Source organism: Klebsiella pneumoniae subsp. pneumoniae HS11286 (genome assembly GCF_000240185.1).
Taxonomy (GTDB): Bacteria; Pseudomonadota; Gammaproteobacteria; order Enterobacterales; family Enterobacteriaceae; genus Klebsiella; species Klebsiella pneumoniae.
On record NC_016845.1, the window covers coordinates 3,030,817 to 3,048,595 of the forward strand.

Below are 17,779 nucleotides of genomic sequence, written 5' to 3' on the forward strand. Positions count from 1 at the left end.
GCTTTAAACTGGCCGGAACACAGGGCAGAGATTAGCCGTTCCGGCTATTCCCCAGTCTGTATTTTCGCATGCCTGTAAATCGTGTGATCGTCACGAAAAATACCGGAACAAAAAAAATGGCCAGTAGCGTTCCGCTAATCATCCCGCCGAATACACCGGTACCAATCGCATGCTGCGTGCTGTCGCTGGCTCCACTGGCAAGCATCAGCGGAACAACACCTAATGTGAAAGCCAGAGAAGTCATCAGAATTGGCCGTAAGCGTAGCTTTGCAGCCGTCAATGTCGCGTCAATAAGACTCTTTCCTTCTTTCATCAATTGTCTCGCGAACTCGATAATCAGAATCGCATTTTTGGCGGAAAGTCCAATCAGGGTTATCAGACCCACTTTGAAAAAGACGTCATTCGTCATATTCGTAACGGATACGGCCAGCACAGCGCCGAGCAGCCCCAGAGGAACAACGAGCATGACCGCGAAGGGAACTGACCAGCTTTCGTATAGAGCAGCCAGCACCATGAATACCACCAGTACCGAGAGCACAATAAGACCCGGAAGCTGTGATGCAGACTCTTTTTCCTGTAACGAACTTCCCGCCCACTCCCCGGCGAACCCCGGTGGTAAGTGCTTAGCCAGATTGTCCATTGCCGCCATTGCGGTACCTGACGATTTTCCCTGTGCGGCACTGCCGGTTATGCGTATGGCAGGATATCCCTGATAGCGTATCAGTTGCTGCGGTGCAACATTCCACGAAAGCGTTACAAAAGTGGATAACGGAAGCATCTGCCCCAGACGGTTTTTAACAGACAAAGCCAAAAGTTGTTCAGGCTGCATCCGGTATGGCGCATCCGCCTGGACGATAACCTGCTGAACCCGACCATTATTGGTATAGTCATTAACATAATTGGAACCTGCTGCAACGGAAATGGTTTGATTTATTTCATCAAACGAAACCCCCATGGCTTCCGCTTTTTCCCTGTCGACATGCAGGGAAAGGCTTGTTCCCTCACCAAGTCCATCAATATAGACATCGGCAAGGTGAGGATTATGATTTGCCTGTACAATAAGCTCATCGGCCGCCTTTTTGAGTGCCTGATAGCCTTTCCCCCCTCTGTCCTGTAAATAATAAGTGAACCCGGATGAGGTTCCCATATCAGAAATAGCCGGAGGCAGCAGACTCATCGTTACGGCGTCAGGCACGTTTGCCATTTGGGACCGAATATGGTCAGCTTCTTCCTGTGCCGTGGTTCCTTTGCGTTGTCTCCAGTCCTTGAGGGTGGTGAATGCCATGGCCGAATTTTGGCCTGACCCTGAAAAACCAAATCCCAGAATCATAATGTTACTTTCTACCGCCTGCCGATGGGCGATCTCCTCTTCAAATGTATCGACGACCTTAAGCGTCCGCTGCATCGTGGCATCAGAAGGAAGCTGGATTGAGGACATAAAATAACCCTGATCTTCATCGGGTAAAAATGATGATGGTAAGGTGGACAGCCCGGCAAACAATGCCAAACATAATGCAGCGTAGATCATCATCATACGGCCAGTACGCTTCAGTACAAATCCCAGACCAGTGGCGTAAAACGAAGTCAGGCGATGAAAGTGAGCGTTAAACCACGCTGAAAATACGCTGCTTTTACCCTGATGAATACCATGTGGTTTGAGCAGGGTTGCACAAAGCGCAGGCGTTAACGTCAGCGCCAGGAATGCCGACAGTAAAATGGATATCGCCATCGAAATGCTGAACTGTCGATAAATAATACCCACAGAACCGCTGGCAAAGGCCATTGGTATAAACACCGCAGTGAGCACCAGCGTAATACCAATGATTGCCGGCGTAATTTCACGCATCGCTTCTCGCGTTGCATCCTGTGGAGACATTTTTTTGTCTTCCATCAGTCGTTCGACGTTCTCCACCACAACAATAGCATCGTCAACAATAATCCCTATGGCCAGTATCATTCCAAACATGGTTAAAATATTGATGGAATAACCGCTTAATAGCATTACGGTAAATGTGCCGAGCAGCGCCACGGGTGCCACAATCGCAGGAATAAGCGTACAGCGTATCTTGTGAAGGAAAAGCAGCATCACGAAAAAGACCAGAACCATGGCTTCAACAAATGTCTCAACTACCTTCAATATCGATAGCTTTACAAATGGAGCCGTATCGAAAGGCACGGTGAATGTCATTCCCTCGGGAAGCACACCGGACAGTTCTGTTAACCGCGCGCGGATACCCGACGCAGTACTAATCGCATTTGCGCCAGGAGACAACTGAATGGCGGCAGCCGTTGCAGGCACGCCATTTTCACGGATGCCAAATGCGTAACTTTGCAACCCGGATTCCACGCGGGCAACGTCTGCCAGTGTCACCCGGGCGGCTGAGACCTGTGATTTAATCGTGATATTGCGAAATTCTTCAACCGAAGAGAGCTGCCCTTTTACCGTTATTGGATAGGTCACCTCTTGACTGCTCGTCGCGGGTTCATCTCCGGTTCTGCCCGGTGAAACAATCACGTTTTGTTGACTGATGGCGCTTAATACATCCGTAACAGAGAGCCCATAGCTGTGTAATTTCATCGGGTCCAGCCATATGCGGAGTGCCTTTTCTCCGCCAAAAAGCTGGACTTTACCTACACCAGGTACGCGACGGAGTTCATCAGTAACATTCCTTGCAAAATAATCGCTTAAGTCAGCTTCCTGATAGGCTCCGCTTGGCGATTTTAACCCCACCATCATTAAAAAACCGGAATTAGCTGCCTCAACATTTATCCCATTCTGTCTTACCGACTGCGGCAGGCGAGATTCCACAATTTTAATTTGGTTTTGCAGATCCATCTGGGCGAGTTTGATGTCGGTGCCGGGTTTGAAAGTTACCGTAATTGACGCCATCCCTGTCGTGTCACTGGAAGATTCAAAATAGAGTAAATTGTCAACACTCGAAATTTCACGCTCGATCAGAGACACGACGGATGTGTTCATCACTTCCGGGCTAGCTCCAGGGTAACTCACTGAAATGATAATACCGGGTGGCGCAACTTCAGGGTATTGCGCAACCGGTAAACGAGGTATGGACAACAGTCCCGTCAGAACAATAAACAGGGCAATAACCCATGCGAAGATGGGGCGCTCAATGAAAAAGTGCGGCATCAGGTGTACTTCCAGTCAACATACAAAGGGTAAAAGTTCAGCATGGTTTTCCTGATAAAGAGGTCTCATCGTCAGTCGAAACCCGTTTACCGATATCCCTGAGCTGGGAAAATTTCTCAAGAAGTTGTGGTGCGTCATCAAGGCTTGTTGCAAACATCCACATATAGGTCATGACGGAATAAATATGTCCGGCATTAATTCCGGATTCCATGCTCATCCTGATAATGGTCATGGAAAAGAGAGCAGAAACCAGAAGGCCTATTGATAAATATCCCCATGCCTCTCTGTCGGATAACACCACGCGCAGACGAGCAAGTGTGTCATAATGTCGCTTAAGAGCACCAAAAGACGCCTTATTAACATAATCGACCTCTTTCTCAAGGCGATTATTCAGCCGTCTGTAGAATGTCTCATTTTTGCTGGCATAGCTTGAGACAAAACACATCAGTATTGCCACGATGATCAAACAGGCTATACCTGTCCAGAATTCAATCCATAACAGCATAATTGCTGCGCCGAAAAGGGAAATGATCGAGGTGATCAATACGGGAAGGTGCAACTCGAAGAAATCTACAAATTCACGCGACAGAGTGACTCTCGCAGCAATAGTCGAGTGATTAAGTGAATATTTTCGCTGGGATAATACTACAGTCACAGCAAGACTTGCGTAGATACGTGCAAACTTTCGCGTATCGACACTACGTCTGGCGGCTCCCATGCACCACATGAACAGAACCATCAGGCCATAAAGGGCCGCATGTGACGTCTGTCCGCCCAGGATGGCATTTATCGCCATGCCCGCCAGAACGGGGTAGAGCAGGAATGCAACGTTTTCAGCAATAACCAGCATGAAAGTAATGCACAATTTCTTTCTGTGCCGCCAGGCAAGTCTCTTAAGTGAGATAGCAACCCCGGGGGCCATAGGTTTGTCGTTGCCTTTATAAATCATGATAAATTATATTAAACATCTGTGTGTAAAGGGTTCTGCAGTTGGTTTATTATGTCAGCTAAGTGAAACGAGACAGCAGAACAGAGCAGTCATAAATCCATGTGCTAAGTGTAACGTGATGATGTCAATCGTGAATGGATGTTTTATGGAGGATATGTGTACTCACTCCTGAGGTTATGTATCATATTGACATTGCATAATATCAAACCATTCTTATACATAAACATAAAGGTAGTCCGCAAAAGAAAACCATTAAAAAAAATTCATAATAAAAAACAAAATCATAGATATCTGGAAAAGTATTCAAAAGCAGATGTAATACAATGATGGTGTGTATAAACACTAAAACCAGACCGAATGTTATTGCAATGAAGTTTTTAAAAACTCCAGGTTTTTTCTGAATAATAAATGATAATGCTGTAATGATTATCAAAACACGAATCAGTAAAGATGAGGGTAATGTTGATTCTACTTTTTCATTAATTGAATGCACAAGGTAAAGCCAGGTAGATAGCAACCCATATGAAACGATGCAAAATAAAAGTGAGGCCATCAAATTCTCGCGCCGGAAAAAACATTTAGTCAGCACCATAAAACTCCTTAGACAAAGTACATATTGCATGCACCACTTAACCTGGTTGTAGATTATCACTTAGCGATGTTGATTAATTATTTATAAAATGTGTAGTGAATATGGAGAGTGAGTCTGGTAAAATTTTAAGAAAATTTCTTGATGAACTTTTCCAAAAAGTACCTGTCAAAAGACATCAAATTGAAAATTAATGTTTGTAATTGAGTTAAAGAGCTTTAAGCATGACGATAAAAGTGCTTTCAGGGTAAAATGCATGTTGTCATCAGCACTGTGGAAGAAAATATGAACAACAACAATCTGATTATCGTCGCAGAAGACGATGATGACATCGCTGCCATACTGACAGGCTATTTACGTAAGGCAGGTATGAAAACCTTAAGAGCCGAAGACGGTGAGCAGGCAATCAATCTTACCCGTCTGAACAAGCCTGATCTCCTGCTATTGGACATCCACCTGCCCGTGTACGATGGCTGGAATGTTCTCACCACGTTAAGAAAGGAAACGAATGTACCGGTCATCATGGTGACAGCACTGGATCAAGACGTTGATAAACTGATGGGGCTACGGCTCGGGGCTGACGACTATGTGATAAAACCCTTCAATCCATCTGAGGTTATTGCCCGGGTTGAAGCTGTGCTTCGCAGAACCAGACCGGTTGCAGAGTCTACACATTCACGGCCTTTAAGAACGCCTTTTTTAACGATTTATCCTGATGAGTTTTACGTTGAAATCACTGCACAAGGTGAGGTTTCCACGCCAGTATTAACCACCACTGAGTTTAAGCTTTTAACCTATTTGGCGAGAAACCCGAGAAAAGTCTGTTCACGTGAAGAGTTACTCGATGCGTGTTTACCTGAGGGAGACTCGCTGGATCGTACTGTAGACAGTCATATGAGTAAACTTCGGAAAAAGCTTGAACATGCCGGATTGAAGGGCATTCCGGAAAGCATCCGAGGATTAGGCTACCGGTTGGGTGACAAAAAATGAACAAAGAAACGATTCTGAGCCGTCAGATTTTGACATATATGTTGTTGTTAACGTTTGTTATTATTGCCATTGCAATACTAGGTTCCTACTTATTTTATAGTTTCCTGATTTATTACCTGCCGGGTGGAATGAACGAAGGTAGTGAAGATGCTATGACATTCCTTGACTGGATGTGGATTCTGATGGCGTCCATTACCAGTCTGGTCGTTGCACTTTTCTTTACCGTAAAGCTGTCTGCAAGAATATTCAACCCACTGAATGACGTTGCATACAGCCTGAAACAAATCTCTCAGGGAAACCTTAGTGCCAGAGCATTTAACAGCAGTTCTAAGTTGGGAGAGATGAATAGGCTCGTCAATGACTTTAATGAGATGGCTGAAAAGTTACAGACGCTGGATGCGCAGCGAAATTTATGGAATGCTGCAATTGCTCATGAACTCCGGACGCCGGTGACTATCTTACGTGGGAGGCTTCAGGGACTGGTTGACGGCGTTTTCGAACCAGAACCGTCGTTATTCAGAAACCTTCTTAAACAAACTGAAGGTCTGACCAACTTAATTGAAGATCTCCGCGTCGTGAGTTCTTCAGGAGGCGCAGGGTACTCCTTGATGCTGAGTGAAGTCGATCTCAAGGCCACGATTTCAAATGCGCTTGATACCTTTTGGCCGGACTTTGATAAAAAGCATTTCAAAATTGTCACTGAGATTAACCAGCAGTATTGCGTTTGCGATCCCTTACGCATTATTCAGTGCCTCACCGTTCTTTTTGACAATGCCTTAAAATACTCCACATCACAAACGCTGTTAATAAAGAATGGTATTACAGGAAACGATAATTTTATTATCGTTCAGGACCAAGGACCTGGAATTCCTGAAGAACTCCAGAAGTCCTTATTCCAGCCTTTTCAGCGAGGAGAATACGCCAAAAATATTAATCCAGAGGGCTGTGGTTTAGGGTTGTCGGTAGTTAAAGCCATTATGTGCGCCCACGGTGGAGACGTTAGCTATAGTTTAACACCAGAAAATGGCTCACTTTTCAAACTCTCATGGCCTGTTTAAGGGCATGAATACACAGGCTCGATCGAACCTGTTTTAGCAAGAGACAGATCCCACATACTGCCGAGTTTTGCGTCCCAAATTGATGGGGTGATTTTAAGTTTGCCTCTTTTGGGACTTAATGTTATTTCGCTGAAATAGATATCATCTCCTTTTAGCATAAGATCGACGCGGCAGTAGTCTATTTCTTTTGCTAAGTCCTGGGCGGCAATAACGGATTTATGAAATGATTCTGGTTCATCAACCGGCAATGGCGTGTTTGGGTATTCCATCTGAAAGGGTTGTAAATTCCACGCTCTGTCATAAACGTTAATGAATTCGTTTCCATCGCTGTCAGTAAAGTCGGCCTCGATAAAACATGCCACACCGTGAAAGCAATGTATTCTTATCATTTCCGGAGTTATATTCTGGTGTTTACTGGAAAATAGATCCAGATACATTTCGCATAGGATCACGGGTGGTATGTTTTTATACTGCCATTCTCGGGTCGTATAATACATGTTCTTTTTAAGAGATAGTTTTAATTTGCTTTTAACCTTAGCGGGATCAATATTCGTTTTATCCGTGCATATGACCGCGCTACCACTATCATGATTGCATTTCAAAACAAATTTTGAGGGAAGTTTGTCGAAATCAATATCATCAACTCTATTATAAACACCTACTAAAGGAATAAGCTTAATTAAATTAGTCCGTTTCTCAACATACTGCCTGACCAGAAGTTTATCAGCAAGCAATGTATAAAATGGGTTGTGGATAAATAAAATGCGATGGCAAATTTTCTCATTAAGCGTTACAGGGTTGAGTAAATCCGGATATGTGCCAGATATTTCTCTTAACCTGTCTGCATGAAATGAAATGTCATTAGTCAAAATTGTTCTGCATTTTCTTAACAAATATTCAATGTATTTGATTTGATAGTTTATTTTGTTCATAACACCTCCGGTTCAGAAAGGAAATTCTGACAGAGGTTTGTTGATTTATTTTTTGCAAATTATGGAGAGTATATGGACCGACTTGCTTCTTTATTAACAGAAATTAATCCGGACCATTGTCCGCTCCTTGCACGAATCGGAAAAGTTAACTGCACTGAAGATCCGCTCTGAACGAAGAGCGGATCTTTAGTGCAAAAGAACAGCAAGGCCCGCCTTTGTGATTAATACTGCCTTATCTACAACTGCTGAGTTACCCAGCTACCATTTTCAGCGAAAAATACCGTCGCATCGGCTCCATTGACCAGGGATATTTGAGGAGGTATGTGGCCAATATCAACATCATACAGTACGGGCACGGCAATATTCTCAAAAGCGGCTTTAAGGGCATCCAGATAATTATGTTTAGTCGGGTCGCTTACGTCGGGTGCAGCACTTCTGCCGATAAGAACACCATTTAAGTTATCAAACCAACCCTGTAATCGTAAGCTAAATAATGCGCGTGTTAATTCACAGGGAGCCATTTCCACATTTTCAAAATAGAGGATTATTCCTTGAGGGCTATTGCTCGCCTTGAACAAGGGCACATTCCCGAATGGTGTACCTGCTAACCTGGATATTATTTCGAGGCAGCCGCCGATCAGTTTCCCGCTAAATGTCAGAGAAGATGTAACACCATCAAGGCGTTTCCACTGTGTTTTTTGGGTCAGATTGAAACCTCCGTCTGACGCTGTTCCCCATTGATTTTCATCCGCTTGAAATGCTGTTGAAGAGTACTGTTTGATTACAGTTCCCCGATTCGATTCCAGAATTTCCCATACGGCCTGAGTGGTGGCATCTAACTTTTGAGCGCCAAGATCCATGAGGTTTGGCCCATGCAAAGTAGCCCAGCCCGATATCGTCGTCAGTGGGAAATGAAGTGTACTCAGATCTGAAAAGCCCACAAACCATTTTGGTTTAGACCGGGACAACAGATCAAAATCAATCAAATCAAGCAATTCCATCGCCAGATCACCGCCCCAAGGTGGCATAACAGCTTTTATATCTGGGTCAGTAAGATAAGACATTAATTCTTCAACGCGGGAAAATTTAGTGGCGCTTTTATTTTTGTGCTGCGAGCGTAAGCAGCGTCCTTCGCGGACCTGGTAACCTCTTTTCTTTAGGTTTTTTATGGCGAGTTCCAGTCTGGGATGCAGATGTTCAGGTACGCCAGCAGAGGGAGCGGTTACACCAATAACATCTCCTGGAGCCAGCCTGGGTGGAAAGAGGACACTCATGGATAGATCCTTTTCAGAACATATAGAATTCCATAATCTATAAATAAAGCCAGGATGTAAAATTAACAGGCGAACACTCCGCTTGTTTTTCTATGAGCCTTTAAAAGGTCTGCTCATGGCACCCAAGGGACTTTACCGGCGTAGATGATGCGTCAGGCGACTAATCCTCAAAAGTGCTTACTGCTTATTCGCGGGACCGCCGGTTGATTTGGGTTGGCTCATGACGACTACTCTTTTAGCTATTCCCGGTTTCCCCTTTTCAAAGCGCCATTTACTCATCATTTTCTCGATGATTTTATGTTCAAACTCCGGAGTCGTTGTCGATTCCAGTATCTTTACATTCTGAACTCTGCCATCTGAATCAACATCATACTGAATCCGCAGAGCATTCGGCAGGAGGTTTCCGTTATTATCATGAGTGGTAATTGCTGTGTTTGCAGAGGAAATGCTGCCTGAAGGTGTGCTGGCGCTGGCCGGTATACCGGCGCAGAGTGCCAGGAACAATGGCAGAATCAGGGTGAATAGTCTGATAGCTTGCATAAATCGTCCGAATTCCAAAATTAACCATGAATCTTCACGTTACCAACGGTGCGAGTGACAGGCTGCCAGATGAAATGATCAGTGAATACCGCGTCTTCAGCTGCAATCCCTTTGACCTACTTACCAGGCGCTTCGTACCACATCCATTCCCGGGGTCGTTTCGCTATCAGGACTAGTGGGAGCTGAGCGAGTATATCAACGATTCTTTTGCCAGCTGCCAGCAGCGCTATCCGGTTCGTCGGGGAACATGACCGAGCTAACACCCTCAAGTGATTAGCATTTATTCGCGTCCCGCGCTGAAGACGTTCAGCTAATCCTTTTTGACTTCTGTGTTCGGGATCTACCGCGGTTGCGACGTTAAGAGGGTGTTCTCCGCGGGCTTAGCGGCAGCTTGCTGCTGATGCTAAGGGGGAGATTCTTCAGTCATTTCTGCGACACCGGGGAACTTAACCCGGAAGCGGCTGAACATAGCGCCAGCAGGGAGGATCCCGGATAGCTGTGCGTGACGCCTTATCCCGGCTACGCTGTTGTGCCGCTCTTGTGGCGTATTTTTGCCGGGTGGCGGCTGCGCCTTACCCGGCCTACAAAAACTCGCTAGCTGACTGACTGGCTCGCGCCGCGTTGAGTGTTACATAGTGATGCCAGCTCTTCCTGCTCCTGGCATTGAGCGGACAAACCAGATGAGCCAAAGGTCCGCCATGAGCGAGGAGCGGAAATTTGCCACGCCCACAACTACGTTACTAACATTGAGGTGTCGTAATCAACGGAGAGCAGGTCAAAGTCATTTTAGCTGCATCAAGGGATAAGAGTTCGTGGTACTGGAACCGTCAGTATAGAGCTCGGTAATAATTATTTTTTTACCATCAATAGAATATTTGACTGTACTGTCCGCAGGATCATCCCGCCAGCGACCGGTGCTGTCAGGGTTATCAGATGCCCACATAACCTGATCACCTATAAGTTTACACTTTATTGCCCAACGGGTGCCATCGTTCTGTCGGATATAATGTACGTAGGCAATACCTGATTCCACTTTATCCAGTTGCATGATCTTATGGTCACGGCCAAACATCGCAGCAGAAGCCGCCTTGCAAATCTGACCTACCGTGACTTCAGAAGCCTGTACCGGCGCAGTAAACACCAGTGGAACAAGAAGTGAAAGTTCTTTCATTCGGCTCAATCCATTTTGTTTATTTTCAGGAATAACGCTAAATGTATATGTCGGCAATCTAAAGCGTTTCTTGACGCTAATCTAGTGTTGCGATGGCAGGATTGATTAACTTAGTCCCTAGCGTAATCCCATGCTCTGCCTGATTGCCAGCTTGGCTCCTTTGGCACACTCCACATTGCGATTCATACAGAATGTTGTTAGCCACTTCCACACTTGAGGACAGAAGAAATTCATGCTCAGCAAGGTCCGGGCGGTGCAAAGAGCGGACGTTAATTTTGAAGCTTTTAAGATCTACCTGCAGTGGTAACTGGGCATATTGATCATTGCGATTAGACAGCGAACCACTATCCCAGGAGATTTATAGACATTTCCATGCAGCGCAGTTCAGCCTGCGCCAAGGCAGAGGGATACATGCTTTCCTGCATAAGTTTGAAACCATGTTTCTCATAAAAAGTCTGGGCATTAGGTGTTGAGGACAAAGTCAATTGCTCAAAACCACGTCCACGAGCTTCACTTTTGATGGCTTCAATAATCTGACTACCTAAACCTTTACCTGTATATTGAGGTAGCGTAAATACAGCCTCAATACTTCCTGTAGATAGATCAAGATAGCCTGTAGCTAACAGTCTGCCATCAGGGGCAGCAACAACGAAAAAAGGATTCACTACAATGGCGTTCCTGTAGCTCTCAGGCATTTTTTCCGGTGTCCAGGCTGCAATAACCGCATCATCATAACTACTCTTACATCCGTAACGTATAGCCTGATTTCGAATGTTCCAGCATTCTTCTGCCTCCACAGGCACAGCAAGTCTGATCTTCATACCTTTTCCTTGTACGTTTTATTCTGCGAACCATTTACATCTACCATAAAAATTCTAAAGCATACCCATCAAATTTGAGTGAGGCGGCAACGTCCGCTCCTGGCACACAGCAGACATGAAATTCTGGAATAGCATTCGTACACTTACAACATCGAGAGGCTTCTGAAAGCCGCGTCAGCGGCATGACAGCGCCAGCAGAGAAAATCCCGGATGGCGGCGTATGGCGCCTTATCCGGGCTACGCTCTGGTGCCGTATTTTTGCCGGGTGGCAGCTACGCCTTACCCGACCCGGTGATTTGGCGCTCAATTCGCGCCCTTCGTAGGCCCGCGCAAGCGTAGCGCCGCCGGGCAAGGGCAGCGGGTGCGGAGCCGGTTTTGTGCCGGGTGGCGGCTGCGACTTACCCGGCCTACGGTCCGTGCGACTTGTCGTTAATTTATTCACCATTGTTGCTGAAACTGCCGGTGTTGCGGCCTCAAAATCGCTGAGACGTTCCCGGAAGGCCGGGGCAGCCCGCATGGATGCGGGCTGAGGGCCGTGTTTTGCACGGACGCTGCCTCGGCCCGACCCGAAGCCTGCAGGGATAAGTCGAAGGGACCGCGTAGCGGCGATTTTGCTGGCCGGAGCCCGGGGGTACAGGGGGCGGCGGCGACTGGCCGCCCCCTGTGCGCTCCCTGCGCCATGCCAGGCATAACGCAGAAGATTAACCGGGAGCGCAAAATACGCTGAAGCCACAGATAACATAAAAGACTTCCCGGCAGTGCTTTCCCTCACCCAGGCCTTCTTCCGGAGGGAGAGAGAACCGTACGGCAGTCGTTGCCGTTCCATGACGCTCCCTGCGCCACGGAGAACCAGGTGCAGCACCACGAAGCGGGAGCACAGAGTACGCTGAAGTCACGCGTGAGAAACGCTTTCCCGGGCTGAGAACCAGGAAAACCGATAACCGTCTCCGGCAAGAAATCAGGCTCCGAGCCCAACATGTTGCCGGGTGGCGCTTCGCTTACCCGGCCTACAAAGGCTACCCGCGATTTGGCGCTCTATTCGCGCCCTTCGTAGGCCCGCGCAAGCGCAGCGCCGCCGGGCAGTTACTGCGCCTGCTGCTGCGCCTGCGCCAGCTGGCGGACGATCGCCTCGCGCCGCGCATCCCCTTCCGGTAGCCGGGCCAGCAACGCCTGCAGGGCCGCCACGGCCTCGGGGTAATCTTCATTGCGCACCGCGCTCAGGGCCAGCATCTCCAGCACCGGCAGGCTGTTCGGCTGCCGCTGATGCAGGTCACGCAGCAGCAGCTCGCCCATCCGAACCTGACCGCTATCTCCCGCCCGCACCAGCGCGCTGGCGTAATCGAAAGCCGCTGCCGGGTCGTCCGCCGCCAGAGCATGCGCCCGGCCAAAGGCGCCGATCGCCGTCTCGCCATCGTTTAACAACAGGCCCAGCCGCCCAAGCAGCTGCCAGCCGGCGAGGTCGTTCGGAGTATCCTGCAGGTGGCTGCGCAGGCCAAGCCGCAGCTCCGCCAGCTCATCCATTCGCAGCGGCGCCGCCGTCGGGTCCTTAACCTGCTGCAACAGCGCAGGAAATGTCGTTCAGCCTGCTGCCAGAGCAGCACCTGACCAATATCGCTGGTTTTCAGATACAGGCCCAGACTCAGGACCACCAGCAGCAGCGCGCCCGGAAGCAGCGCCCAGCGGCGTAGCGGCCGTTCGCCAGACTGTGCCTGGGGCGGAATATCCGTCAGCAGCGTGCGCTGCAGCTCGACGACCAGCGCCGGGTTGTCCTCGCCGCGCTCCTGCGCCAGCTCCTGCAGGCGCGACTGGTACAGGGCGCGGTTGAGGGCATCGCGGTCTACCGCCCCTTTGCCCGACCACGGGAAGTACAGCAGCCCCAGCGCGCCAGCCAGCAGCAGCGCGACGATAACCACCAACAGGCTCATCGTTCTTTTCCTTCTTGCAATAATGCCGCCAGCCGCTGGCGCTCTTCGGCGGTGAGTGCCGCGTCAGGAATGTCGCGACGGCGGGCGCGGGCGATAATCACTCCCGCGCCCGCCAGCACGAACAACCCCGGTCCCAGCCACAGCAGCACCGTGCCCGCGGTCAGCGGCGGCTCATAGCTGACAAAATGACCGTAGCGGGCCACCATATAGTCAACGATCTGCCCTTTCGTTTTACCCTGCTGCATCAGCTCGTACACCTTCTGCCGCATATCAGCGGCAATCATCGCGTTTGAGTCGGCGATGCTGTTGTTCTGGCATTTAGGGCAGCGTAGTTGGGAGGTGATCTCGCGGAAGGCCTGCTCCTGGGCCTCATCCTTAAACTGCCAGGTATCGATGGCGGCCCACGCCTGGCCGGTCAGCATCAGCGCCAGCAGGATGACCATTACCCCTCTCATCAACCCGCCCTCCGGTTGTATTGATCCCACAGCGGCTGGAGCTCCTCGCGCCACACCCGTTCGTTCAGGTCGCCGGCGTGCCGCCAGCGGATAATGCCCTGACCGTCGATGAGAAACGTCTCCGGCGCGCCATAGACCCCGAGATCCAGGCCAAGCATGCCGTTGCCGTCGTAGAGGCTCAGCCTGTAGGGATTACCCAGGCGCTGCAGCCAGCTCATCGCCTTCTGGCGATCGTCTTTGTAGTTCATCCCCACCACCCGCACGCCCTGCTGCGCCAGGCCGTTGAGAAACTGATGCTCGGCGCGACAGGTTGGACACCAGGTGGCCCAGACGTTGAGCAGCAGCGGCTTGCCGTCAATCAGCGTCCGTCGGTCCAGCGTCTGACCGGGGGTATTCAGCGCTTCAAGGCGAAATTCCGGCAGCGGTTTGCCAATCAGCGCCGACTCGAGGGTCGTCGGGTCATCGCCATCGGCGTTGCGCATCAGCTGCCAGAACAGCGCGGCGGCCAGCGCCAGAAACAGCACCAGCGGGATAAACAGTAGCTTCCGGTTCATGAGGCCTCCTGCAGCTTCTTACGCATCCGGTAGCGCGGGTCGAGCATGCAGCACAGACCGCCGAGGGCCATCAGCACCCCGCCGTACCAGATCCAGCGAACGAACGGTTTATAGTACAGACGCACCGCCCAGCTGCCGTCGCTCAGCTCTTCCCCCAGCGCGGCGTACAGATCGCGGGTCAGCCCGCCGCTGATCGCCGCCTCGGTCATCATCATCCGGCTGGCGGTGTAAAAGCGCTTCTCAGCATACAGCGTCGCTTCCGGGCGGCCGTTGCGGGTCACGGCGATAATGCCTTCGCCGCCGGTCCAGTTGGGGCCGACGATATTGCGCACGCCGTTAAACACAAAGTGATAGCGGTGGATATCGATGCTGTCGCCGGGACGCATCCGTACATCGCGCTCCACGCTGTAGTTCTGGCTGAAAGTGATGCCGATAACGGTCACCGCCACGCCGACGTGACCGAGCACCATCCCCCACTGGCTGCGGGTCAGGGCGCGCAGGCCGCGCCAGAAACCGTGGCGGTGGGTGGCCCGTTCGTGAACCTCCAGCAGGGCGAAGATCAGCACCCACAGGGCCATCATCAGGCCTATGACCGCCATGGCGGTGATACGGTCCTGCAGCAGCCACGGCAGCGCCAGAGAAAGTGACAACGTCACCAGCAGAGCGATAATCAGGCGCTTAATCTGCCTGGCGACGTCATCGCGCCGCCAGCGGATCAGCGGTCCCAGCCCCAGCAGCAGCGCAAACGGCGCCATCAGGGCGGTGAACATGGTATTGAAGAACGGCTCGCCGATGGAGATGCTGCCGAGGCCCAGCTCTTTATGCACCAGCGGCAGCAGCGTTCCGAGGAGCACCACCAGCATCGCGGCCATCAGCAAGATATTGTTGCCAAGCAGGAACGACTCGCGCGACCACAGCGTATGTTCCACCCGCGCCCGCACCCGGCCACCCTTCAGGGCGTACAGCAGCAGCGATCCGCCGATGGCGACAATCAGCAGTACCAGAATAAACAGCCCGCGCGACGGATCCGAGGCGAAGGCATGCACCGAAACCAGCACCCCGGAGCGCACCAGGAAGGTGCCCAGCAGGCACAGGGAGAAGGCGGCGATGGCCAGCAGCACCGTCCAGGCGCGGAAGCTGCCCCGCTTTTCGGTCACCGCCAGGGAGTGCAGCAGCGCGGTTCCCACCAGCCACGGCATAAACGAGGCGTTTTCCACCGGGTCCCAGAACCACCAGCCGCCCCAGCCCAGTTCGTAGTATGCCCACGCCGAGCCCAGCACGATGCCGAGGGTGAGGAACATCCATGCCGCCTGGGTCCAGGGGCGCGACCAGCGCGCCCAGGCAGTATCCAGCCGGCCCGCCAGCAGCGAGGCGATGGCGAAGGCGAAAGCCACCGAGAAGCCGACATAACCCATATAGAGGATCGGCGGATGGAAAATCATGCCGATATCCTGCAGCAGTGGATTGAGGTCGCGGCCATCAATGGGGTACTGCGGCAGGCCGCGGCTGAACGGATTGGAGGTGAAGAGGATAAACAGCAGGAAACCAAAGGCGATCATCCCCATCACCGCCAGCACCCGGGCGACGGCGTCGAGCGACATCCGGCGGCTGAAGATGGCGACGGCAAAGGTCCAGACGCTGAGCAGCAGAACCCACAGCAGCAGTGAGCCCTCGTGCGCCCCCCAGGTTGCCGCCACCCGATACCACACCGGCAGCGCGCTGTTGGAGTTTTCCGCCACGTAGCGGACGGTAAAGTCATTGACCACAAAGGCGTGCACCAGCAGCAGGAAGGCGCCGCCGATACAGGCGAATAGCCCACAGGCCAGCGGCCGCGCCAGGGCCATCAGCCGCCGATCCTGCCGCGCCGCGCCCCACAGGGGATAAACGCTCAGGAGCAGCGCCAGCCCCGCCGCCAGACACAATAAAAAGTTGCCCAGCTCCGGCATCATGGCTGCGCCCCCGTTTTCTCCGGCGTCATGGCGTTTTTCACCTCCGGCGGCGTGTAATTTTCATCATGTTTGGCCAGCACCTGCTGGGCGGTAATATGCCGCTCGCCGTCCAGCACGCCCTGGGCCACCACGCCCTGCCCTTCACGAAACAGGTCCGGCAAAATGCCCTTATAGCTGACGTCCACCCCCCCGCGGGCGTCATACAGCTTAAAGCGCACGTCGAGGGTTTGCGGGTCGCGCTGCAGGGAGCCCGGCTGAACGTAGCCCCCCACCCGCAGGCGCTGCCCGGTATGGGGTAGCGCCCGGGTTTCCGTTTTACCGTAGATAATTTCCCCCGGGGTGTAGAACAGATCGATATTGCTACTCAGGGCGTACAGCGTCAGGCTGACGGTTAGCCCGAGGCCGGCGAGCACCGCCAGCACGATATATAGCCGGGTTTTACGACGCGCTTGCATCCGCGGCCTCCTTGTCATGTTCGCGGGCGGCAGCGATCCGCCGCTCGCGCGCCTGCTGGCGTCGCACCTCATGGAACAGCGCCCGCCGCGCCCACAGGGTATGCACCGTCAGCAGGCCAAAGGCGGCGACGGTCACGGCCACCGCCAGCCAGACGTACACGGCATAGCCACCCATATTGAGGAAGGCGGCGAAAGACGAAAAGGCGGGGCTCATCGGGCGGCTCCTTTATTCACCAGCGCCACCACCCACGGTCGACGGCGCTCCAGTTGCAGGATCAGGTTACGCAGGCGCATCAGGGTCAGGGTGACCGACAGCGTGAGGAAGGCAAAGATGCAGATCCGCAGCGGCAGACGCATGCTTGGGTCGATGGTTTGCTGCAGGTTGGTCGAGCCCTGGTGCAGGGTGTTCCACCAGTAGACCGAGTAATGAATGATGGGCAGATTGACCACCCCGACCAGCACGAGGATCCCCGCCGCGCGCCCGGCCAGCCGCCGGTCGTCAAAGGCGTGCCACAGGGCGATGACCCCGGCATACAGAAACAGCAGCACCAGCTCTGAGGTCAGGCGGGCGTCCCAGATCCACCAGGTCCCCCACATCGGCTTGCCCCATGCCGCGCCGCTGACCAGCGCCACCAGGGTGCAGACCGCCCCCACCGGCGCCAGGGCGGCGATCGCCAGATCGGCCATTTTGATCTGCCAGACCACCCCGACGAAGGCCGCGACGGCCATCGCCAGGTACAGCCCCATCGACCACATCGCCGCCGGGACGTGAAGGTACATGATCCGGTAGCTTTCCCCCTGCTGATAGTCCGCGGGGGCGAAGCCAAAGCCCCACCCCAGGCCGATGACCAGCAACAGCGCGCTCAACGCCGCCAGCCAGGGGATCCAGCATCCGCACAGGCGGTACAGCCGCTCGGGGATCGCCAGTTGATGTAACGCTTTCCACATAGACGCTTACTCACACGGTTA

Annotated in this window: 16 protein-coding genes and 1 other annotated feature; of the genes, 2 read left to right on the plus strand and 14 right to left on the minus strand. The window is 51.9% G+C overall.

The window, feature by feature from the left end:
- Positions 1-31 precede the first annotated feature (31 nt).
- The 3 genes from KPHS_30430 to KPHS_30450 all read right to left on the minus strand — a co-directional run bounded on the left by KPHS_30430 (position 32) and on the right by KPHS_30450 (position 4,689).
- Complete coding sequence (locus KPHS_30430) at positions 32-3,148, minus strand: acridine efflux pump (protein YP_005227343.1); 3,117 nt, start codon at positions 3,146-3,148, stop codon at positions 32-34.
- Positions 3,149-3,185: 37 nt separating this feature from the next.
- Complete coding sequence (locus KPHS_30440; protein ID YP_005227344.1) at positions 3,186-3,614, minus strand: membrane protein; 429 nt, start codon at positions 3,612-3,614, stop codon at positions 3,186-3,188.
- Between the two features lie 685 nt (positions 3,615-4,299).
- Complete coding sequence (locus KPHS_30450) at positions 4,300-4,689, minus strand: putative transport protein (RefSeq protein YP_005227345.1); 390 nt, start codon at positions 4,687-4,689, stop codon at positions 4,300-4,302.
- Positions 4,690-4,971: 282 nt separating this feature from the next.
- On the opposite strand from KPHS_30450, the gene KPHS_30460 reads away from it, so the two are divergent.
- On the plus strand, positions 4,972-5,676 hold the full coding sequence (locus tag KPHS_30460) for a response regulator (protein YP_005227346.1): 705 nt from the start codon (positions 4,972-4,974) through the stop codon (positions 5,674-5,676).
- Entirely contained in the window at positions 5,673-6,734 is a 1,062-nt protein-coding gene (locus KPHS_30470; RefSeq protein YP_005227347.1) for a sensor histidine protein kinase (RstA regulator), read from the plus strand. Before KPHS_30460 ends, KPHS_30470 begins: the two co-directional genes overlap by 4 nt.
- Here the strand turns inward: KPHS_30470 and KPHS_30480 are convergent.
- From KPHS_30480 to KPHS_30580, 11 genes are all read right to left on the minus strand, one after another.
- A complete protein-coding gene (locus KPHS_30480; RefSeq protein ID YP_005227348.1) occupies positions 6,731-7,666 on the minus strand; it encodes a glycosyltransferase in 936 nt (311 codons plus the stop codon). The genes KPHS_30470 and KPHS_30480 overlap by 4 nt on opposite strands.
- Positions 7,667-7,902: 236 nt before the next feature.
- Positions 7,903-8,940, minus strand: a complete 1,038-nt coding sequence (locus KPHS_30490; RefSeq protein YP_005227349.1) for a peptidase U61 LD-carboxypeptidase A — start codon at positions 8,938-8,940, stop codon at positions 7,903-7,905.
- A gap of 1,321 nt (positions 8,941-10,261) precedes the next feature.
- Positions 10,262-10,651: a hypothetical protein gene (locus KPHS_30500; RefSeq protein ID YP_005227350.1), complete on the minus strand. Its 390-nt coding sequence runs from the start codon at positions 10,649-10,651 to the stop codon at positions 10,262-10,264.
- Between the two features lie 1,904 nt (positions 10,652-12,555).
- Positions 12,556-12,894: a cytochrome c-type biogenesis protein CcmI gene (locus KPHS_30510; protein ID YP_005227351.1), complete on the minus strand. Its 339-nt coding sequence runs from the start codon at positions 12,892-12,894 to the stop codon at positions 12,556-12,558.
- Positions 12,556-13,397: a sequence feature (potential frameshift: common BLAST hit: gi|238895109|ref|YP_002919844.1| putative subunit of heme lyase), on the minus strand. (Overlaps the previous gene by 339 nt.)
- Positions 12,888-13,397 (minus strand): c-type cytochrome biogenesis protein CcmI, encoded by a 510-nt coding sequence (locus tag KPHS_30520; RefSeq protein ID YP_005227352.1) that lies wholly within the window; start codon positions 13,395-13,397, stop codon positions 12,888-12,890. (Overlaps the previous feature by 510 nt.) Before KPHS_30520 ends, KPHS_30510 begins: the two co-directional genes overlap by 7 nt.
- Complete coding sequence (locus KPHS_30530) at positions 13,394-13,840, minus strand: cytochrome c-type biogenesis protein CcmH (protein ID YP_005227353.1); 447 nt, start codon at positions 13,838-13,840, stop codon at positions 13,394-13,396. Before KPHS_30530 ends, KPHS_30520 begins: the two co-directional genes overlap by 4 nt.
- Before the next feature lie 11 nt (positions 13,841-13,851).
- The gene (locus KPHS_30540) at positions 13,852-14,406 is read right to left on the minus strand and encodes a heme lyase/disulfide oxidoreductase (thiol:disulfide interchange protein) (RefSeq protein ID YP_005227354.1); all 555 of its coding nucleotides are present in this window, start codon (positions 14,404-14,406) and stop codon (positions 13,852-13,854) included.
- Entirely contained in the window at positions 14,403-16,355 is a 1,953-nt protein-coding gene (locus tag KPHS_30550) for a cytochrome c-type biogenesis protein (protein ID YP_005227355.1), read from the minus strand. Before KPHS_30550 ends, KPHS_30540 begins: the two co-directional genes overlap by 4 nt.
- A complete protein-coding gene (locus KPHS_30560) occupies positions 16,352-16,810 on the minus strand; it encodes a cytochrome c biogenesis (RefSeq protein ID YP_005227356.1) in 459 nt (152 codons plus the stop codon). The genes KPHS_30550 and KPHS_30560 overlap by 4 nt, the downstream gene beginning before the upstream one ends.
- The gene (locus KPHS_30570) at positions 16,794-17,024 is read right to left on the minus strand and encodes a heme exporter protein C (RefSeq protein ID YP_005227357.1); all 231 of its coding nucleotides are present in this window, start codon (positions 17,022-17,024) and stop codon (positions 16,794-16,796) included. Before KPHS_30570 ends, KPHS_30560 begins: the two co-directional genes overlap by 17 nt.
- Positions 17,021-17,758 (minus strand): heme ABC transporter membrane protein, encoded by a 738-nt coding sequence (locus KPHS_30580; protein YP_005227358.1) that lies wholly within the window; start codon positions 17,756-17,758, stop codon positions 17,021-17,023. The genes KPHS_30570 and KPHS_30580 overlap by 4 nt, the downstream gene beginning before the upstream one ends.
- Positions 17,759-17,779 lie beyond the last annotated feature (21 nt).

Bases quoted from the DNA above. Each gene is read 5' to 3' on its own strand.
- KPHS_30470 (YP_005227347.1), top strand. From the start codon at position 5,673: ATGAACAAAGAAACGATTCTGAGCCGTCAGATTTTGACATATATGTTG.
- KPHS_30480 (YP_005227348.1), bottom strand. From the start codon at position 7,666: ATGAACAAAATAAACTATCAAATCAAATACATTGAATATTTGTTAAGA.
- KPHS_30520 (YP_005227352.1), bottom strand. From the start codon at position 13,397: ATGAGCCTGTTGGTGGTTATCGTCGCGCTGCTGCTGGCTGGCGCGCTG.
- KPHS_30560 (YP_005227356.1), bottom strand. From the start codon at position 16,810: ATGCAAGCGCGTCGTAAAACCCGGCTATATATCGTGCTGGCGGTGCTC.
- KPHS_30450 (YP_005227345.1), bottom strand. From the start codon at position 4,689: ATGGTGCTGACTAAATGTTTTTTCCGGCGCGAGAATTTGATGGCCTCA.
- KPHS_30550 (YP_005227355.1), bottom strand. From the start codon at position 16,355: ATGATGCCGGAGCTGGGCAACTTTTTATTGTGTCTGGCGGCGGGGCTG.
- KPHS_30500 (YP_005227350.1), bottom strand. From the start codon at position 10,651: ATGAAAGAACTTTCACTTCTTGTTCCACTGGTGTTTACTGCGCCGGTA.
- KPHS_30490 (YP_005227349.1), bottom strand. From the start codon at position 8,940: ATGAGTGTCCTCTTTCCACCCAGGCTGGCTCCAGGAGATGTTATTGGT.
- KPHS_30570 (YP_005227357.1), bottom strand. From the start codon at position 17,024: ATGAGCCCCGCCTTTTCGTCTTTCGCCGCCTTCCTCAATATGGGTGGC.
- KPHS_30430 (YP_005227343.1), bottom strand. From the start codon at position 3,148: ATGCCGCACTTTTTCATTGAGCGCCCCATCTTCGCATGGGTTATTGCC.
- KPHS_30460 (YP_005227346.1), top strand. From the start codon at position 4,972: ATGAACAACAACAATCTGATTATCGTCGCAGAAGACGATGATGACATC.
- KPHS_30530 (YP_005227353.1), bottom strand. From the start codon at position 13,840: ATGGTCATCCTGCTGGCGCTGATGCTGACCGGCCAGGCGTGGGCCGCC.
- KPHS_30540 (YP_005227354.1), bottom strand. From the start codon at position 14,406: ATGAACCGGAAGCTACTGTTTATCCCGCTGGTGCTGTTTCTGGCGCTG.
- KPHS_30580 (YP_005227358.1), bottom strand. From the start codon at position 17,758: ATGTGGAAAGCGTTACATCAACTGGCGATCCCCGAGCGGCTGTACCGC.